Origin of the sequence: Microbacterium sp. MF43 (genome assembly GCF_012847295.1) — a bacterium.
In the GTDB taxonomy this organism is placed as follows: domain Bacteria; phylum Actinomycetota; class Actinomycetes; order Actinomycetales; family Microbacteriaceae; genus Microbacterium.
In genome coordinates, this window is the sequence record NZ_JABBDY010000001.1 from 295282 (window position 1) to 314434 (window position 19153).

Here is a 19153-nt window from a genome sequence, read left to right on the forward strand (position 1 = left end):
GCACGTGATCGAAAGGAACACATAGTGCTCATCGCACAGCGTCCCACTCTGACCGAGGAGAAGATCGGGGAGTTCCGCAGCCGCTTCGTCATCGAGCCGCTGGAGCCTGGCTTCGGCTACACGATCGGCAACGCGCTGCGTCGCAGCCTCCTGTCGTCCATCCCCGGCGCGGCCGTGACGTCGATCCGCATCGACGGCGTCCTCCACGAGTTCAGCACCATCCCGGGTGTCAAGGAGGATGTCACCGAGATCATCCTCAACATCAAGCAGCTCGTCGTCTCGAGCGAGCGCGACGAGCCCATCACGGCGTACCTGCGCAAGACCGGCTCCGGTGAGGTCACCGCCGCCGACATCTCGGCCCCGGCCGGTGTCGAGGTGCACAACCCCGAGCTCGTCATCGCGACGCTCAACGACACCGCCAAGTTCGAGCTCGAGCTGACCATCGAGCGCGGTCGCGGCTACGTGTCGGCGACCCAGAACCGCAACGAGTACGCCGAGGCGGGTCAGATCCCCGTCGACTCGATCTACTCGCCGGTGCTCAAGGTCTCGTACCGCGTCGACGCGACGCGTGCGGGTGAGCGCACCGACTTCGACAAGCTCGTGCTCGATGTCGAGACCAAGCCCTCGATCGCCCCGCGCGACGCCGTCGCCTCGGCCGGTCGCACGCTGACGGAGCTCTTCGGCCTGGCCCGCGAGCTCAACGTCGAGGCAGAGGGCATCGAGATCGGCCCGGCGCCGGTCGAGACCGTCCTGTCGAACGAGCTGTCGATGCCGATCGAGGACCTCGACCTGTCGGTCCGTTCGTACAACTGCCTCAAGCGCGAGGGCATCAACACCGTTTCGGAGCTCGTCGCCCTCTCGGAGACGCAGCTCATGAACATCCGCAACTTCGGTCAGAAGTCGGTCGACGAGGTGCGCGACAAGCTCGTCTCGCTCGGCCTGTCGCTGAAGGACTCGGTTCCCGGGTTCGACGGCGCGCACTTCTACGGCGGCTACGACGACGAGACCGTCTGAGCCGGTTCCCGAACCGACTTTTCACACTGGAGTAACTGAGAATGCCTAAGCCCACCAAGGGTCCCCGCCTCGGAGGCGGCCCCGCCCACGAGCGCCTGCTGCTTGCGAACCTCGCCGCGGCCCTCTTCACGCACAAGTCGATCAAGACGACCGAGACCAAGGCCAAGCGCCTGCGTCCGCTCGCCGAGCGCCTGATCACCTTCGCCAAGCGCGGAGACCTGCACGCTCGCCGCCGGGTGCTGTCGGTCATCGGTGACAAGGAAGTCGTGCACGTCCTGTTCACCGAGATCGCGCCGCTGGTGGCCGACCGCGAGGGCGGCTACACGCGCATCACCAAGGTCGGCAACCGCAAGGGCGACAACGCCCCCATGGCGGTCATCGAGCTCGTCCTCGAGCCCGTGACCCCGAAGGCGAAGTCGGCCAAGAAGAGCGCCGCCAAGGCCGCTCCCGCGGCGGAGGAGACTCCGGCTGAGGAGGCTCCGGCCGAAGAGGCCGTCACCGAGGAGACCACCGACGACACGGCGGCCGAGGCCGGCGCCGAGTCGCCCGAGGAGGGCGCTGCCGCTGAGGCCGCTGCCGAAGACGCCGTCGAGGAGAAGTCCGAGTAATCGGATGCCGACCGGGACCTGCGTCCCGGTCACCTTGCACCCGCGAGACCCGCGTGCCTGTCAGGGCCCGCGGGTCTCGCTGCGTCTGCGGGCAGGCGATGCGGGCGCCGCTCGGCGTGACGACGGGAGGAGATGCCACGAGCGGAGGACGGATGCCGCGCGTGGCCTCCTCCGTTCGTGGCATCTCCTCCGCTGGTGACACCGCCTCACTCGCCGGCCGGCTGCGGAACTGCTCCGCGGTGGCGCGAGGTGAGGAGAGTCACTGCGCGACGGGGACCTGTCCGCTCGTGAGCCGCTCGGAGAGGCGGAGCTCTCGGGAGAATTGCCGCTGTGCGCGGTCGCGCTCGATACCGTCGATCGCGCGGGCGATGGTCTCGGCGAAGACGGCCCCTCCCGCAGGGCCGGGATGGATCGAATCGTCGGCGAGAAGGTCGGTCCGCGGCTCGATCGCCGCAGCCCAGTCCGCCAGCTCGACACGGGGGTGCGCGGCGGCGAACGCTGCGAGCTCGTCATTGACCCCGGGGACCCAGTCGCGCGGTGCGAAGGCGTTCACGAGGATGAGGTGCCGATCACGCCCGACGACCTCCGCCATGCGCTCGAGCGTGCCGGGGTCCACCCGGCCGTTCGTGCCGAGCGCGACGACGACGTACGGGCGCAGGCGCCCGGCGGCCTCGAGCTCTTCGAGGATCCCCGGACCAGCCCAGCTGGAGCGAGAGACCTCGGCGTCGACCTCGATGCCCGGCAGTCGCTCCAGCAGGGCCGGGGCGGAGGCGAGCATGACCGAGTCTCCGACCGCCGTCACCTCGGTGCCGAGCACCGGCGTCGGTTCGGGTGTCGGCGACGGGCCGCCCGGTCGCTGAGCGGCTGAGGCGGAACCCGCTGGCGCCGTGGGCGTGGGTGTGGCGGTGGCGCGGGCGGCGCCGGTGCCGGTCGCCTCCTGGAGGGCCCTCTCGCCCGCCGTCACCGCCCGCTCGCCGCTCGAGGAGGTCGGGGCCGCCGCGATCGCCGCCGACGTCCCGCCCAAGACCATGGCGCAGGCGAGGAGCAGCGCCCCGGCGCGCGCCGCTCCGGAGACGCCGCTGCGGAACTGCGCCCGAAGGGCACGGGCCACGGCGCGGAAGCCGTCGCGGCGCACCGGCGTCTCGACGAAGCGGTAGGAGAGCTCGGCGGCCGCAACGGTCACCGCGAGGACGCCCGCTCCCATCCACACCGGCACCTCGGCGCCGCCGCCGGGGGTCATGGCCATCGCCAGGACGAGCAGCGGCCAGTGCCAGAGGTAGATGGCGTACGAGCGATCGCCCACCCAGCGCAGCGGACGCCGGTCGATCGCATGACCGAACCACGACCCGGGCCACACGCCCGCGACGATCGCCACGGCCGTGCACAGGCTGGCGCCGACGAGCATCCCCGGGAAGGACCCGGGACCGGGCGGCACCCACGCGATCACCGCGATGCCTGCCAGCGCTGCGAGGCCGAGGCATCCGATCACCGTTCTGGTCACCGGGCTGTCGAACCACCGTGATCTCACCGCCGTCTGCGGCGGGGGCGCCGGCAGGACGAGCGTCCAGCCCTCCGGGAGCGTGATGCCGGGCAGGACCGGCCGAGCGGCGGGGTCGTCGTGCGGAGGTCGGGACAGCACCGGCACCAGCACGAACGCGAGCGCGACGCCGATGAGGATGCCGAACGAGTGGGTGTCCGTGCCGAAGTAGGCGCGGGTGGCGTCGGCCGCACCGGCCACGACGACGCCCATCCATACCGCGGATGCCGCTGCGAGCGCGACGGCGGCCGCCGCCCTCGCCCACGCGCGGGGCAGGAGCAGGAACAGCGGAAGCACGAGCGGCCACACCACGTAGAACTGCTCCTCGACGGACAGCGACCAGAAGTTGCGGAAGAGCTCGGGGGCTCCGCCGCCGAAGTAGCCGGTCTCGCCGGCGATGGAGATCCAGTTGTAGCCGAACGTCAGAGCACCGGTGACCTGCAGGCCCAGACGCAGGAGGACGTCTCCGCCGATCATCCACGCGAGGGTGGAGCAGACCGACACGACGAGGAGCAGCGCCGGGATCAGCCGGCGCGCCCGCCGCAGCCAGAAGTCGCCCAGCCGGATGCGGCCGGTCTGGTCGTGCTCGCGCAGCAGCAGCGCCGTGATGAGGAACCCGCTGATGACGAAGAACACATCGACGCCCACGAACCCGCCCGGGAACAGCGCGGGCGAGAACAGGTGATATGCCACCACCAGCGTGACGGCGATCGCGCGCAGGCCATCGAGCCCCGCATAGCGGGGCGCGGCGGTGGGGGAGGGCACGGCGGACGTCATGGGATCTCGTGGGGGAGCCTCCATGGTAGAACGACTCGCTGCGGCGACCCGGCTCCCAGAGGCGGCCGGCGCGTATCAGCGCACGTCGCAACACGCTCTACCCGGCGAGAGAGTACCGGCGCTAGTCTGGGCGCAGCCTCGGCCTGCGCCGGGGCTCGGGGGAAGTGTTTCCTGCGCCGGGGGGCGCACGAAGGAGACGACGTGTCCGAGCAGGCCTTGCCGACAGCGGCGCCCACTCCGTGGGTGGGGGCGCCGCGCACTCGCCGTCGTCCGGGGCTGTCGATCTATTCGATCCTGCTCATCATGCTGCTGTCGGTCAGCGTGCTCTCCAGCATCGTCGTCGGTGTCATCGGGTACGTGAACGGCACCGAGGCACTGCGAGCGATCGCCTACGAGAAGCTGGTCGAGATCCGCGAGAACCGGGCGCGCGAGGTGACTCAGCTGTTCGTCTCCATCGAGAACGCCGTGCGCCTGAGCGCGATGAACGACACGAGCACGCAGGCGGCACGCGCGTTCGCCGCCGGGTTCGCAGAGCTGGAGGCCTCGCGAGCGGATGCCGCGGCATCCGCTCGCCTCGATGCGTACTACGCCGACGTGTTCGCCGCCGACCTCTCGGAAGCCACCGGCGAGACGGTCGACGGCTCGGCGTTCGCCCCGACCGGCGCGGCGCAGTCGTATCTGCAGGACAACTACGTCATCCCCTACGACAGCTGGGAGGACGCGATCCTCACCGCCGATGCCGGGGACGGCAGTGCGTGGTCGGCGGCGCACGCGCGATTCCATCCCTACTACCGGGCGATGACCGAGCTCCAGGACTTCGAGGACGTCCTGATGATCGACACCGAGGGCAACGTGGTCTACACGGCGTTCAAGGGGGTCGATCTCGGCACGAACCTCCTCGACGGCCCGTACCGGCTGTCCAATCTCGCCGTTGCCTATCGTGAGGCGATGGACCGCAACATCGTCGACGACGTGGTGATCGCCGACTTCGCGCCCTACAGTCCGAGCCTCGGCAACCCCGCAGGGTGGGCGGTCGCACCGATCGCCGACGGCGGCGAGATCATCGGCGCGCTCGCGATCGAGCTGCCGATCGAGCGCATCGACGATGTCATGACGGTCGGCGGCGAGTGGGCGATGAACGGGCTCGGAGCAACCGGTGAGACCTACCTCGTGGGTCGGGACCTGCTCATGCGGTCGATCTCCCGTCAGCTCGTCGACGACCCGGAGGCTTATGAGAGCGCCGCCGTCGCGGCGGGTCTTGCGCCGTCGGCGGCGGCCCTCAGCGTGCAGAACGGCAGCACGCTCATGCAGCAGAGCATCTCGAGCGAGGCGGTGTCGCGCGCCCTGTCCGGCCAGGACGGCACCCTGCTCGAGCGGGACTATCTCGGCAGGGACAGCCTCGTCGCCTATGCCCCGCTCAACGTCGACGGCCTCAACTGGGCGATCGTCGCGCAGGAGACCTCCGCTGAGGCCCTCGTGCCGGTGGAGGAGTTCACGCGGAACCTCATCCTGTCGACGGCGGGGATGATCATCTTCGTCTGCCTGCTGTCCCTCGTGCTCGCGCAGGTGTTCGTGCGGCCGCTGCGACGGCTGAAGTCGGCAGCGCAGCGCATCGCGGCCGGCGACGAGGGCGTGCAGGTCGATGCCGGGTCCAGCGACGAGCTGGCCGACGTCGCTCATGCCTTCAACGACATGAGCCGCAGCCTGCAGATCAAGTCCCACCTGATCGAGGAGCAGGAGAAGGCGAACGAGCAGCTCATCCTCTCGTTCATGCCCGAAGGGATGGCGCACCGTTACAAGGACGGCGACGACGCCATCACGCAGGACAGCGACGACGTCACCGTCGTGTTCGCCGACATCGTCGGGTTCGAGGAGCTCGCCCTGTCGATGTCGTCGGACGAAGCGGTCGCGCGCCTCAACGACCTCATCCGCACATTCGACGAGGCGGCCGAGCGCCACGGCGTCGAGCGCGTGCGCACCACGAGGCAGAGCTATCTGGCCAGCTGCGGCCTGGCGACGCCGCGCGTCGACAACGCCCGCCGCGCTGTCGAGTTCGCGCTCGAGCTCGACAGCATCCTCGAGCGGTACTCGGCCCAGCAGGGGGTGAAGCTCGATCTGCGTGCCGGCCTCGACTCGGGCCGGGTCACGAGCGGCCTGATCGGCAGGGCGCGGGTCGTCTACGACATGTGGGGGGATGCCGTGAACCTGGCGTTCCGCGTGCAGGGAGACTCCGACGAGCCGGGCATCTTCGTGACTCAGCGGGTGGCCGACCGCCTTCCCGATTCGATCCCGGTCCGCCCGGCCGGCGACGTCGAGACGCAGAGCGGCACGCAGCGGGTGTGGAAGGTCGAGGCTCCCGCGATCGTCGTGGAGGGGTGAGCAGCCGTGGCCGACATCGTCTCGCAGCCGTGGTTCTGGCCCGCCGTCATCGTCTCGGTGGGACTGCCGCTCGCCCTGATCGGACTGACCGAGTTCTACAACGCACTTGCCCGCCGGGGGAGCAGGGCCGCGCCGATCGTGCTGATGGTGCGCAACTACCTGGTGCCGGTGGCCGGCATCCTCGTGCTCATCAGCCAGCCCGGAGCCTGGGAGGGCGAGGGAACCTGGCCTCGCGTCATCTGGACGGTCTTCGGACTCCTCGTGATCGTCGTCACGATCAACGCCGTCAACCACCTCGTGTTCCACCGGGCCGAGAAGGGCTCGTGGCGCGATCGGTTCCCCACGATCTTCAGCGACCTCATTCGCTTCGTCTTCATCATCCTCGGCATCGCCGCGGTGTTCTGGTGGGTGTGGGACGCCGACGTCGCCGGCGTCTTCGCCGCCCTCGGCATCACCTCCATCGTCGTGGGGCTCGCGCTGCAGAACGCCGTCGGATCGATCGTCTCGGGCCTGTTCCTCGTGTTCGAAGCGCCGTTCGAGCTCGGCGATTGGATCGAGACCGGCTCGACGCGAGGGCAGATCGTGGAGGTCAACTGGCGCGCCGTCCACCTCGATACGGGAAACGGGATCGTCGTCATGCCGACGTCCGAACTGGCCGACGGCTCCTTCGTGAACCTGTCGCGCAGCCCCGATCCCCATGCCGCGGTCCTCGAGCTCGAGTTCGGCACCGACGACCCGCCCGGTCGTGTCCGCGACCTGCTGGTATCGGTCGCACGCGACATTCCGTTGATCGCCCCCGGCCGCGAGCCGACCGCTGCGACGCTCGCGAGCAGCCGGTACGCCGTCGCCATCCCGCTGCGCAGCCCCGGCGACCGGGACGCCGTCCTCGACACGTTCGCGACCCGCCTCTGGTACGCCGCGCGACGCGCCGAGCTGCACCTCGACGGCGACCTCACCGACGACTGGCGCACTCCCGCCCGGCTGCAGGACGCACTCCGGCGGATCGCGCCGGCGCTCAGCCTCAAGGCGGGGGAGACCGACGCGCTCGCCGGTCACGCCCGTCTGGAGCGCTATTGCGTGGGAGAGTCGCTCCTGCGACCGGGCACCGTGCCGACCGAGATCCGGTTCATCCTCTCCGGCACGGTGATGCTCGGCATCCCCACCGACGACGACGGATTCGTGCAGGTGACGGTCCTCGGCCCCGACGATGGGGTCGGCCTCACCGCGCTCTCCCGCACCCAGACCATCTCGCGCGCGGTGGCGCTCGGCGAGGTGGATGTCGTGGTCCTGCCGGTGGCCGTCCTCGACGAGATCGTCCGCGCCCACCCGGTCGTCGCCCGCGAGATCGTGCGGGAGAGCGAGAACCGCACCAGGCTCGCGAGGACCGCGCTGCAGGCGGCAGGAGAGCAGGCGCTGCACCTTCGAAGCGTGCTCGGCTGACGCGCCGCGGCGCGGCTGCGAGGCGCCCGGGGGCGCGTGCTACGTTGATCGCAGACCCGGCGCCGCTGTCTGACTCAGCCCCCCAGCCGGGTCCTCGCCTTCCGCGGGTCACCCGCGGCGGCACGCGGTTTCGGGTTCAGGTTCCCCCGAGATGCATCCCCAGGTTTCGGGGGAACCGCCCAACGTCCCGCAGAGCACCGGGCTGCGTGGCCCGGGGGCGCCCGAACTAGGCTGGGGCCGTGCGCCTCCGCCTCGACATCGCCTACGACGGCACGCACTTCCGCGGGTGGGCGCGCCAGCCCGGGCTTCGGACGGTGCAGGAGACCCTGGAGTCGGCGCTGTCCCGCGTTCTGGGCGGAGATCCGAGGGTGGTGGTGGCGGGACGCACCGATGCCGGCGTCCACGCGTCGGGTCAGGTTGCCCACCTCGACCTGGACGAGTCGCAGCGCACGCGCGTCCTCGCGGGCAGGACGCGTGCCGGCGCAGGGGAGGCGAGCGATCCGGTCGGGGCACTCGCCTCGCGGCTCACCGGCGTCTTCGGCGCGTACTCCGACGTCGTGGTGACGCGATGCGCCGAGGCGCCTGCGGGCTTCGACGCGCGATTCTCGCCGGTCTGGCGCCGGTACTCGTACCGCATCGCCGACACCGTCTCCGGATACGACCCGATGGAGCGTCATCGCACCACCTCCGTGCGCGCCCGACTCGACGTCGAGGCGATGGATGCCGCGGCCCGTGCGCTCATCGGACTGCACGACTTCGCCGCCTATTGCAAGCCGCGGGAGGAGGCGACGACGATCCGGACCCTGCTCGAGTACGACTGGCATCGCGACCTGGAGGGGGTGCTCGTGGCGAACGTCCGGGCCGACGCCTTCTGCCACAGCATGGTGCGCGCGCTCGTCGGCGCGTGCGTGGCCGTCGGCGAGGGGCGGCTCGATGTCGACGACGTCGTCGACATCCGGGACGCCCGGGCGCGGGTGCCCGAGGTCAAGGTGCTCGCCGCGCGCGGGCTGACGCTCACCGAGGTGGGCTACCCCGCCGACCACCTCCTCGCGCAGCGGGCGGAGCAGACCCGCGCACGCCGCGCGCTCCCCGGGGGCGAAAGGGACGAGGCATCCGCCCTACGGGACTGATCGCTCGGTTCGGTCCAGCAGTCCTTCCACGAGCGCCGCGCTGACCTTCTCCCACCGGTCGCCGCCCTTCTGGGCGGCCAGGCCCGCCGCCTCGCGGGCGGTGTAGACCAGGGCGTCGAGGTCGTAGCCGAGGACGGATGCCGGCGCCCATCCCGCGCTCGCGGTGGGGCGGATGGCGAGGCGCGCATCGACGTCGAGGTGCGGCACCCGCTCGAGCACGGTGCGCACGCAGTCGCGCACGACCGCGTCGGGCCGCGGCACCAGCACGACGGTCGCCCCGGCGCTGGGCGTGCCGATGTCGGATTCCGCGGGAAAGGCACCGCGGACCTCCTGCTCGAGCCGCGACGCGAGGGAGGACATGGCCTCCGAGCCGGCCGTCTGGCGGATGTCGGCGGCGTCGTCCAGCTGGAAGTACACGACGGACCATGGCTCGCTGGTGCGCTGGGCGCGCAGGAGCCGATCGGAGGCGGTGGTCTCGAACCGCTGCCAGCCGCCCGGCGCCGCCGCGGGCCGGGCGAAGGCAGTGTCGCGCGTGGCGATGCCCATCACCGCGACGAGCGCGCATCCGACGTACACGAGCATGCCGATCGACGAGATCGTCCGCACCAGTTCCAGGTCGTCGCCGCTCGACGGGGGGAAGAGGGCGCCCGAGACGAGGGTCGCGGCGCCCATGAGCTGGAAGATCGCCGACACGACGGCGAAAGGCAGCACGACGCGGTCATGGCGACGCGCGGGGACGCGAACCCACTCGAGGAAGAAGAGCCCGGCGAAGACCGATGCGGCGAAGAACACGACGCGGTAGACGGTGCTGAAGGTGCTGGCGTCACCCGCCGCGACGAGAGAGGCCGCCGAGCCCGTGGCGATCACCGCGCCGATCCAGCCGTGCGGGCGGAGCCCCCACTGCGCGCGGAAGCCGGACCACAGGAGCGCCGGGGCGCCCATGAGGGCGCCGAGCGACGCGCGCCGCAGCGTCTCGAGGTCGTTGAGCTCGCCGGCGACGACGCCGAATGTGCTGATCATTCCGAGGGAGAACGCGAAGGACCAGTGCAGCGTCGCCGGGCTCGGCTTGGTGAGGAACCCCACGCCGATGGTGAGCATCGTGGCCAGCGTCGTGATCGCGGCCTGCGCGATGCCGAGGTTCACTCCGGCGAGATGAAGCGTGTCGCTCATACGTGGGTCTCCGTCCGCGTGGCCGCAGCGGCGCGGGCGCGGCGCGGGAATCGCACCGACACCGTCGTGCCGACGCCTTCCTTGCTGTCGATCTCCAGCGTGCCGCCGTGCGCCGCGACGATCTCGCGGGTGATGCCGAGGCCGAGTCCGGTGCCGGCCGCCGTCTCCTTGGCCTGCTTGGTGCGGAAGTAGGGCGTGAGGATGTTCGGCAGGTCGGTGGCGGAGATGCCGATGCCGTTGTCGGAGACGGTGAGGGACACGGTGTCGTTCTCGGTCGTCCCGACGATGCGGACGCGACCCTCCCGGCCGGTGTACTTGATCGCATTGCTGACGAGGTTGTCGATCACCTGCCGCACCCGGAAGCCGTCCGCGATGACGGGCAGGCGCTCGTCGAGTCTCATGGAGAGCTCCACATCGTGCGCCTTGGCCGTCGCGCGGAAGGAGTCGACCGAGTCGGCCACGATCTGGCGAAGGTCGAGGTCATCGAACGACTCCCGGCCCGAGAAAGCGGTGCGGGACGTGTGCAGCATGCTGTTGGCCATCTCGAGCATCCGCTCGCTGGCGCCGACGATCGCTTCGAGCCGTTGCCGCATGCGAGGCGTGAGGTCCTCCGTCTCGAGAGCGAGCTCGGCGTTGCCGATCATCACGGTGAGCGGATGCTTCAGCTCATGCGAGGCCATCGCGGCGAGGCGCTCCCGCTCCCGCTGGGCGTGAGTGATCGCCGTCACGTCATGCACGACGAGCAGGATGCTGGCGTCGTCCTCCGCGGTCACCGCCAGCGGCTTCGCCGTCACGGAGAGCACGCGCCATTCCCCCGCCTGCGTGAAGAGCCAGACGCGGGCGTCGGTGAACAGCTCACCGCGCGCAGCTCGAGCGAACGGGCGAGCCGACGGCGGAACGGGCATGCCGCGCAGCTCGGTGTACTCGACAGATCGCGCCGGCAGGCTGCGATCCAGCGGATCGAGTCCGTAGAGGCGCGCGTAGGCGTCGTTCACTGCGAGGATCTCGCCCGTCGGCGACACGCGCGCCACCCCGGTGTCGACGCCGTTGAGGATCTCGGTGGTGCGGCGCTCCTGGTCGGAGGCGCGATCGAGTGCCACCTTCAGTCGTCCGGCCTGACGTCCCAGCAGGCGGCGGAGCGATCGGGTCTGGCGCATGGCGAGATGGGCCGTGATGCCGATGAACGTGAGTGCGAGCAGCACGATGAACACACGCAGAGCAGCGTCCGTCGTGGGGGCTCGCGTCGTGTTGAGGAGCAGGATCGTCCCGATGAGCGACAGGTCCGCGGCCAGCCAGGCTACGCCGAAGTGCATGGCGATCCACATGACCGGGAACGCCCACAGGAACCCGAAGCGCAGGTCGGTTCCACTCGCGACGAGCCCGATGGCGATGGTGTCGAGGAAGGGGATCGCGAGAACCGCGTTCCTGGGAAGCTTCGACCAGGGAATCGCGAGGGTGGCGACGGTCACGATGATGAGGGCGAACATCCCCACCGCGAAGTTCCACTGGGCGAAGAGCTCAGGGCGCAGGGCGAGGACGAGGACGCACAGCATCACCACGCTCGCGGCGAGCACGAGCTGGGTGAGCCAGATGGAACGCGTGCGGGGGCCGGGCGCGGCGATCTGCGCCATGGTCTGCCCCCCGGTCGCCATGTGACGGATTCTAGGGGTCATCGGTCGCTTCGTCCGGGAGGACGCCGCCTCCGACCCTTGCGGAAGTCTTGCGCGAACCTTGTGTCGTCCGCGTGAGAGCGTCACGAAGTCGTTGCGGTCGGTCGCGCAGGCTGGGGACAGGCCGCCGATCGGAGGCCGGAGACGAGCCACGCGAGAGGAAGCGGACGAAGTGAACGGACGTGCCACGCCCCCCCGTCACGGGGACGGCGCGTCGCGGCAGGGCTCGACGATCGGGTGCGTCATTCCGGCCTGCGACGAGGAGCACTCGATCGCACGGGTCATCGAGGCTCTCCTGGGGCAGACCCGGGTGCCCGATGCGATCCATGTCGTCGTCAGCAACACCGCCGACGACACCGTCGGCGTGGCTGCGCGATTCGCCGGTCCTCACCGGATCACCACCGTCCTCGGCGAGCAGTACACCGAGGTGTTCGTCCACGACATCGGCAGAACCTTCGGCGGAGAGGTGCGCGCACTCAACTACGGCTACGCCCTCGTCGAGGCGTTCGACTATCTTGTGGGCGTCGGTGGCGACACGGTCGCCGACGCGGATGCGGTCGAGCGTCTCGAAGCGGAGGCCTACGCGCGGGATCGGAGCGGCGGCGCGTGCGCCATTCAGCGCGGCCGTCGGCTCTCCATCTTCTCCACCCAGGCCCTGCGAGATCAGATGACTCTGCATCGGCGATCCACGCCGTGGGTCGCGGACGGCGTCGAGGACCCGCTGCGTCCGCCGCGCACCGGGACCGCGGCGCGGCCCGGCCAGAGCGCGGGATCCCTGCCGGGAGGCGGTGCTCAGCCGAGTTCCGATGTGAGTCGGTAGCCGACGCCGCGCACGGTCTCGATGTACCGCGGGTTCGTGGCGGAGTCGCCGAGCTTTCGGCGCAGGTTCGTCATGTGCGCCTCCACCGCCCGCTTGTCGGCATCGCCGACGTAGTAGCTCGTGACGTACGACTCGCCCCGCAGGACGAGAGTCAGGTCGGCCTTGCTGCGCACGCGACGCTTCGACTCGAGGAGGGTCGCGAGCAGGTCGAACTCCGTGCGGGTCAGGTCGAGATCCTGACCGCCGATCGAGACGAGGCGGTTCTCGGGGTGGAGCAGCAGATCGCGGTGAGCGATCCAGCCGTCGCCTGCCTGTCGGGTCGCAGCATCCTCCCCCTCCTCGCCCACGAGAGGCGTCTCTGCCGTCGAGGCCTCGCCGGGGTCCGCGCTCCCCGCGGCGCTGGCTGCGCGGGCATCGGAGGGGGAGAGGGGCACCCCCGCGGCCGGCCCTGCCGGCACCGCAGCGGATGCGTCGGTGACGCGGCGGCGCATCAGCGCCTCGACGCGTGCACGCAGCTCACGAGGGCGGAAGGGTTTGAGGAGGTAGTCGTCCGCTCCGGCACCGAGGCCGGCGATCACATCCGCCTCGTCGTTGAGTCCGGTCAGCATGATGATGTAGGTGTCGGACTGCGCGGCCCGGATGCGGCGTGCTGCTTCGAAGCCGTCGATGCCCGGCATGGTGACGTCGACGGTCGTGAGGAGGGGGCGGTACGTCAGCACGGCGCGGACGCCGTCGATCCCGTTGCCGGCCGAAACCGTCGAGAACCCTGCCGACTCGAGGACGTCCGAGAGGATGTGCCGGATCTCGGGGTCGTCCTCGATGATGACGGCCGTCTTGAGCTCATCGTCTGGGGTACTCATGGGCGCGTGCGGTCTCTCTCGTGCATCTGCTGCTGACCACCCGCGAGCACGCCGACCCCAGTTGCGACGTTCCGCGCGATGGCGAGGTGCTCCTGATGCTACACACCCGTCGTCTGCGGCGGCGGACCGGACGGGCGCGTCCGCGGGTCTGCGCGGCTTGCACTCTCTGGGAGTGCGCGCAAGATCCCGCCGCTGTGCCCCCGGTCAGGCCTAGGCTGGGCGCGACATGAAGGTCATCTCGTACAACCTGCGCAAGCACCGCGCGGCGGGTGAGCTCGCCCACTTGATCGAGCGGCACGCCGCCGACGTGCTGTGCCTGCAGGAGGCGGACACGAGCGACCTCCCCGAAGAGATCGAGGGCCTGCGCCTCGCGGATGCGACCCAGCGCAATCGGCTCGGTCTCGCGGTCTACTACCGCGAGAACACGTACCGAGCGCTCGATGTGCGCGCGCTGGCGCTGAAGAAGTCCCTGCACGACCGCGTGCTCAAGCCGGCCGAGGAGCGCCTGCTCGGGGTGAGGCTTCACGACATCGACGACGGGCGCGAACTCATCGTCGCGTCGTTCCACGCGGCCCCGCTGACAGCACTGAACTCACTGCGTCGGCACCAGATCCGCACGGCGCTCGACGAGCTGCGTACGCTCGGCGACGGGGTCCCCGCGCTGATGGTGGGGGACTACAACTACCCCGTCTTCAAGGAGCACCTCGGTCAGAAGGTCCGCGAGCAGGGATACGAGCTGAATCTCAGCGACTCGCGCACCTACACGCGCTACCGCTTCTTCCGCGGCCACTACGACTTCGCCACATCGGTCGGGTTCGAGATCGACCGGGTGCGCACGCTGCCGCAGGGGCTGAGCGACCATCTGCCGATCCTGGTGACGGCGCGGCTCCCGCTCGTCTCGGGCGGCTCGGTCGAAGCGCCCCGGGCCGAGGCATCCTGAACCGACTCCTCGTCCGCACCGGGCACGAACGGTCCCCCCGAGACAGGTGGAGCGCGTCTCGAGGGGACCACACCCGCCGTCCCGGAGCCGACGGCTGCACGGGGCGCGTCCCACTCTCGGTGGGGGGCGAGGGGGATGACCGCGACGGGTGTCCGTGACGCGCCGCTCTGGGGGGAGGGCTCGCGGCGTCACGAGATGCGCCTGCCGGGACCGGCGCTCCCGATCAGCGTCGGTCCCGGCAGAACTCTCTGGGGCAGGTCGCGGGCGCCCCAGTCGCCCGCGACCTGCCGTCGGGTCAAGCGACCGCGTCTTTGACGCTCTCCATCAGAACCGAGGTGTCCACGGCGGCCGGCCGGCCCAGCGCGCGGTACTCCCAGCCCGCAGCGCGATATGCCGTCGCGTCCAGCGCGTGTCGTCCGTCGACGATCCGCCTGTGGGCGACGAGCTCTCCCAGGAGCGTCGGGTCGGCCCGACGGAACTGGTCCCATTCGGTGAGGAGCACGGTCACCTCGGCCCCTCGCACGCACTTGCCCAGGTTCTCTGCGTAGTCGAGGTCCGGGTAGGCGCGGTGCGCGTTGGCGATGGCCTCGGGGTCGTAGACGGTGACCTTGGCCCCCTCCAGATACAGCATCCGCGCGACATCGAGGGCCGGAGCGTCGCGGACGTCATCGGAGTTCGGCTTGAACGCCGCCCCCAGTGCCGCCACCCGCACGCCCTTGAGGTCGCCGCCTGCCAGTTCGCGCACCAGGTCCACCGTGCGCGCGCGTCGGCGGAGGTTGATGCGGTCGACCTCGCCGAGGAATTCCACGGCGGCACCGACGCCCAGTTCTCCGGCACGGTGGCGGAATGCCCGGATGTCCTTCGGCAGGCATCCGCCGCCGAAGCCCAGCCCGGGCTTGAGGAAGCGTCCTCCGATGCGGTCGTCGTAGCTGAGGGCGCGCGCCAGGAGGCTCACGTCCGCGCCGGTCGCCTCGCACACCTCGGCCATCGCGTTGATGTAGGAGATCTTGGTGGCGAGGAAGGAGTTGGCGGCGACCTTCACCAGTTCCGCCGTGGCCGTATCGGCCACGACCACAGGGACGCCGTCGGCCAGCAGGGGAGCGAAGGCATCGCGGAGCATGCCCTCCGCCCACTCGCTCTGCACGCCGAACACGAGCCGGTCCGGGTGCAGGGTGTCGTCGACGGCGAACCCCTCGCGCAGGAACTCGGGGTTCCAGGCGAGCTCGAGCTCGCGGCCGATCGGAGAGACGCGCTGCACCAGCTCCGTGAGCCGCGCGGCGGTGCCGATCGGCACCGTCGATTTGCCCACGAGCAGCGCCTTGCGCGTGATGCGCCGGGCGAGCTCGGTGAAGGCCGAGTCGACGTATCGCAGATCGGCCGCCTCCGACCCCTGCTGCTGCGGGGTGCCGACGCAGATGAAATGCACGTCGCCGAACTCCGCGGCCTCGTCGAAGTCCGTCGTGAAGCGCAGCCGGCCGGTCCGGAGCACCTCGGCGAGCTTCTCCGGCAGGCCGGGCTCGAAGAACGGAACCTCGCCGGAGGCCAGGGCGGCGACCTTGCGGGGGTCGACGTCGACGCCGAGCACCTCGTAGCCGAGGGTGGCCATGCAGATGGCGTGGGTGGCACCGAGATATCCGGTGCCGATGACGGTCAGGCGGGGCGGTCGCTCTGTTGCCCCGAGGCGGTTCGCTGTCATGCGGAACTCCTTGCTGGAACGCGGGATGGATGGGACAGCGCCGATCGGGACGGCGTTTCTCTCAGCGGCAGTCGACATTGGAATACCCTTCGCCTGCCTGCGAGACCTTGTTGTCGCACGCGACGACGTTGTCGCGCTCGGGAGTGAGTGAGAACCCGAACCCGGGTCCGTTGACGGTGGCGGTGTTCCCGCGGAACACGTTGCGGGTTCCCCAGCCGCCTTTTCCGATCTCGTGGGTCTGGAATCCGTCCAGCGGCGAGTTGACGCCGACGTTTCCTTCGATGACCCAGTCGTTGCCCTTGACGTCGACCCACGAGTCGGCCCCCACGATGGCGGAGCCGTCGAACGTGTTGCCGCGCACGACTCCGCCTGTGGTGCCTTCCTTGATGTCGATGGCCTCGGACGTCGTGCCGTGGATCGTGTTGCCCTCGATCACGTTGCGGTCGGAGTTGTCGGGCTGCCCGTCGGTGATCGTGCCCCAGTTGCTCTCGGCCGTGCCGATGTAGATCCCCTCGCCGAACTTCTCGCGACGCAGCCCGGTGTCGCTCACGTCGTTGCCGATGATGTGGTTGTCGGTCGAGTGCTTGCGCAGATGGATCGCCTCGTCGCCGATGTGGTACACCGTCAGCCCCTCGATGACCGACCCGATGGTGCCGTCGGCCATCACTCCCTTCTGCCCGTTCGTGACGGAGAAGCCCTTGAGATGCCAGTAGCGTGCCCCGTCGAGGTGGAAGACGTAGTCGCCCTTCCAGTCGCCGCCGTCGAGGACGGCGTCCGTGGGGCCGCACAGCGTGATGGGGGCCTCGGCGGTGCCGGACGTCGTGGCGACGAACTCGCCGACGTAGGTTCCGGCGGCCATCACGATGACGTCCCCGGGCTCGGCGCCGGCGAGCGCGGACAGGAGCTCGTCGGCGTCGGCCACCTCGACGGTGGCGCTCGAGCAGTCGACGGGCCTGGCCTCGCTGATCGGTCCGGTCGGCACGGTCGCGGACGGCAGCTCGTCGCCCTCGTCCTCCTCCTCGCCCCCATCGGGCTCTTCGCTCGGCGACTCGGTGCGGCCCGGATCCGACGACGGCGTCGCGCCGGCGTCGATCGGCGCGCGGCCGACAGCCGAGGCCAGCCCGGTGAGGCCCCAGAGGAGCACCACGAGCGTCGCGCCCGCGAGGAAGGAGACGGCGGCCAGCAGCCAGGGTCGCGCGGTCAGCTGAGAGATCATGCGGGTCGCTCCTCGGGGGTCGGCCGGCCGCGCCCGAGTGCGGCCGGGTCGGCCACGCCCGCCGTCAGCTGATCCAGCGGGCGGTGGGACTCGTAGGGGTGACGGATGGCGGTGCCCTTCCGGCGACCGCGCAGCCCCGTCAGGGCGGTGATCACGACGGCGCCGCCGAGCAGGATCCACATCACGGTCAGCGGTTGGAAGATGCTCCGCAGGATGACATCGAGCGGCTTGGTGCTCTGCCACCCCTCGAGATCGTTGTCCTCGACCGTGGGATCGAGGGCCGCACGCGCCACGTCGATCGCGCTGGGGCCTCGCCCCGAGACGATGTTGTTGGTGACGGTGGACGGGTCGGTGCCGCGGATGACGGTGACGGCGTGGTTGCTCACCCCGGCGACGACGTTGCGGTCCACGAGGCCGGACGCGTCACGCAGGAAGACGCCGACGGTGCCGCCCTCGACGCTGTTGCCCTGGACGGTCGCCCCTGTCACCCCGCCGCGCAGCGCGATCGCGTGTTCGACGGAGTTCTCGACGATGTTGTCGGTGAGCATGACGCCGATCACGCCGCCGGCCACGACGATGCCCATCTGGTGGTCCGAGACCGAGTTCCCGTCGAGGACGATGTTCTCACCGCCGACCACCTCGATGCCGTAGCGGCCGTTGCCGTTGACGAGAGAGTTCGAGACGGTGTTGTTGCCGTAGGCGCCGGTGGCCGTCCCGGTCGCACTCGGGCCGTCGGCGAGGGGTCCGCCTTCGAGTCGGATGCCGTTGCGGCCGTTCTCCTCGGCCGTGATCCGGTCGAGGATGACCCCGGTGGCGGCGCGCGTCAGGTTCACGCCGTCGACGCCGTTGTTGGAGGCGGTCGTGTTGTGGACGACGGTGTTCGTCACGCCCCGGTGCAGGACGAGACCGTCCACAAGGTTGTTGGAGAAGGTCGAGTCGCGGATGTCGATGCCGACGGCGCTGGTGATGAACATGCCGAACGCGTTGTCGCGGCTCTCCACGCCGTCGATCGCAGCCGACACATAGCTGTATCCGCCGAGGTCGGGCGCGAGGTCGAGGAGTTCGGCGCCACCGGCCGGGTAGATCTCGGTCCCGTACACCTGCGGACCGGCTTCGCCGTTGTTCACGCGGTTCTGGTCGGCGTCCTCGGACAGCGTCTCGGGCGCCGCCGTGCCCGTGAGCGAGACGCCGCCGGTCGTCCCCGACCAGAAGCCGAGGTCGTGGAACGTCACGTGCGTGAACGCCGCGTGACCGCCCGTGACGCGAAGGTAGGCGCGACCGTCCGACGTCTCGGTGTCGACCGTGCGGCTCACCGGGTCCCAGCTGGTGACCTCCATCGGGCGGTCCTCGGTGCCGCCGAACAGGAGCGCCCCGCCGATCGTCACGATCGACACGAACGCGTCGGGGGTGCTCGCCAGGTGAAGGACCAGTCCGTCCTCCGACTCGAGCTTCAGCGTCGCGCCCTGCTCGACGACGATGTTCTCGGTGAGCAGGTAGGACCCGTCCGGTTGCCGTACGAACGTGCTCGGCGCGTACTCGAGCAGATCGTCGAGCGTGTACGGCGCCTCGCGCCGGATGAGCACCAGGGTGTACGTGTTGCCGGTGACGAGCCGGTACGGCCGGCCCTGGTTCACATTGGTCCACCCGGCCGCGTTCGAGATGGCGCGGACGTCGATGAGGCGCCGGTCCTCCGCCGCGACGAGCTGCGACTCGAGCGCGGGGTCGCCGGGGTAGGCGTCCCCCTGAACCGCGGTGTCCGTCGCCGGCGAGTTCGGATCGATCGACGACGCGGCGACCGGCGTTGCTGCGGCGTGCGCGGCGAGGGGAGCGACCAGCGCAGCGGCGACGCCGAGTACGGCCGCGGCGGCCAGCCGGGGCATCCGGATCCCGGGCATC

Annotated in this window: 14 protein-coding genes; 7 read left to right on the forward strand and 7 right to left on the reverse strand. The window is 70.4% G+C overall.

Annotation, left to right across the window (positions count from 1 at the left end):
* Nucleotides 1-24: 24 nt before the first annotated feature.
* Together HF323_RS01290 and rplQ are read left to right on the forward strand one after the other, a co-directional pair.
* Nucleotides 25-1014 carry a DNA-directed RNA polymerase subunit alpha gene (locus HF323_RS01290; RefSeq protein WP_169580763.1) on the forward strand — a complete coding sequence of 330 codons (990 nt, stop codon included), beginning with the start codon at nucleotides 25-27 and terminating at the stop codon, nucleotides 1012-1014.
* Between the two features lie 41 nt (nucleotides 1015-1055).
* Nucleotides 1056-1622 (forward strand): 50S ribosomal protein L17, encoded by a 567-nt coding sequence (gene rplQ, locus HF323_RS01295; RefSeq protein ID WP_169580764.1) that lies wholly within the window; start codon nucleotides 1056-1058, stop codon nucleotides 1620-1622.
* Between the two features lie 259 nt (nucleotides 1623-1881).
* Here rplQ and HF323_RS01300 read toward each other — a convergent pair whose 3' ends face one another.
* Nucleotides 1882-3936 (reverse strand): acyltransferase family protein, encoded by a 2055-nt coding sequence (locus HF323_RS01300; protein WP_188241620.1) that lies wholly within the window; start codon nucleotides 3934-3936, stop codon nucleotides 1882-1884.
* 201 nt (nucleotides 3937-4137) lie between these two features.
* Here HF323_RS01300 and HF323_RS15685 point away from each other — a divergent pair, with 201 nt between their 5' ends.
* From HF323_RS15685 to truA, 3 genes are all read left to right on the forward strand, one after another.
* Nucleotides 4138-6315 (forward strand): adenylate/guanylate cyclase domain-containing protein, encoded by a 2178-nt coding sequence (locus HF323_RS15685; RefSeq protein WP_169580765.1) that lies wholly within the window; start codon nucleotides 4138-4140, stop codon nucleotides 6313-6315.
* A gap of 6 nt (nucleotides 6316-6321) precedes the next feature.
* Complete coding sequence (locus HF323_RS01310; RefSeq protein ID WP_169580766.1) at nucleotides 6322-7755, forward strand: mechanosensitive ion channel domain-containing protein; 1434 nt, start codon at nucleotides 6322-6324, stop codon at nucleotides 7753-7755.
* A 239-nt stretch (nucleotides 7756-7994) separates the two neighbouring features.
* Complete coding sequence (truA, locus tag HF323_RS01315; protein ID WP_169580767.1) at nucleotides 7995-8885, forward strand: tRNA pseudouridine(38-40) synthase TruA; 891 nt, start codon at nucleotides 7995-7997, stop codon at nucleotides 8883-8885.
* Here the strand turns inward: truA and HF323_RS01320 are convergent.
* The gene (locus tag HF323_RS01320; protein WP_169580768.1) at nucleotides 8874-10055 is read right to left on the reverse strand and encodes a hypothetical protein; all 1182 of its coding nucleotides are present in this window, start codon (nucleotides 10053-10055) and stop codon (nucleotides 8874-8876) included. The genes truA and HF323_RS01320 overlap by 12 nt on opposite strands.
* Nucleotides 10052-11707 (reverse strand): PAS domain-containing sensor histidine kinase, encoded by a 1656-nt coding sequence (locus tag HF323_RS01325; protein ID WP_169580769.1) that lies wholly within the window; start codon nucleotides 11705-11707, stop codon nucleotides 10052-10054. Before HF323_RS01325 ends, HF323_RS01320 begins: the two co-directional genes overlap by 4 nt.
* Nucleotides 11708-11897: 190 nt before the next feature.
* Here HF323_RS01325 and HF323_RS01330 point away from each other — a divergent pair, with 190 nt between their 5' ends.
* Complete coding sequence (locus HF323_RS01330) at nucleotides 11898-12545, forward strand: glycosyltransferase (RefSeq protein WP_317450960.1); 648 nt, start codon at nucleotides 11898-11900, stop codon at nucleotides 12543-12545.
* Here HF323_RS01330 and HF323_RS01335 read toward each other — a convergent pair.
* Nucleotides 12518-13405: a response regulator transcription factor gene (locus HF323_RS01335; RefSeq protein ID WP_169580770.1), complete on the reverse strand. Its 888-nt coding sequence runs from the start codon at nucleotides 13403-13405 to the stop codon at nucleotides 12518-12520. The two genes, HF323_RS01330 and HF323_RS01335, sit on opposite strands and share 28 nt — an antisense overlap.
* 226 nt (nucleotides 13406-13631) lie before the next feature.
* Here HF323_RS01335 and HF323_RS01340 point away from each other — a divergent pair, with 226 nt between their 5' ends.
* The gene (locus HF323_RS01340) at nucleotides 13632-14345 is read left to right on the forward strand and encodes an endonuclease/exonuclease/phosphatase family protein (protein ID WP_169580771.1); all 714 of its coding nucleotides are present in this window, start codon (nucleotides 13632-13634) and stop codon (nucleotides 14343-14345) included.
* A 295-nt stretch (nucleotides 14346-14640) separates the two neighbouring features.
* Here the strand turns inward: HF323_RS01340 and HF323_RS01345 are convergent, their stop codons facing one another.
* The 3 genes from HF323_RS01345 to HF323_RS01355 form a co-directional block, all read right to left on the reverse strand.
* A complete protein-coding gene (locus tag HF323_RS01345; protein ID WP_169580772.1) occupies nucleotides 14641-16041 on the reverse strand; it encodes a UDP-glucose/GDP-mannose dehydrogenase family protein in 1401 nt (466 codons plus the stop codon).
* Nucleotides 16042-16102: 61 nt separating this feature from the next.
* Complete coding sequence (locus HF323_RS01350) at nucleotides 16103-17257, reverse strand: right-handed parallel beta-helix repeat-containing protein (RefSeq protein WP_169580773.1); 1155 nt, start codon at nucleotides 17255-17257, stop codon at nucleotides 16103-16105.
* The gene (locus HF323_RS01355) at nucleotides 17254-19152 is read right to left on the reverse strand and encodes a right-handed parallel beta-helix repeat-containing protein (RefSeq protein WP_169580774.1); all 1899 of its coding nucleotides are present in this window, start codon (nucleotides 19150-19152) and stop codon (nucleotides 17254-17256) included. The genes HF323_RS01350 and HF323_RS01355 overlap by 4 nt, the downstream gene beginning before the upstream one ends.
* Nucleotide 19153 lies beyond the last annotated feature (1 nt).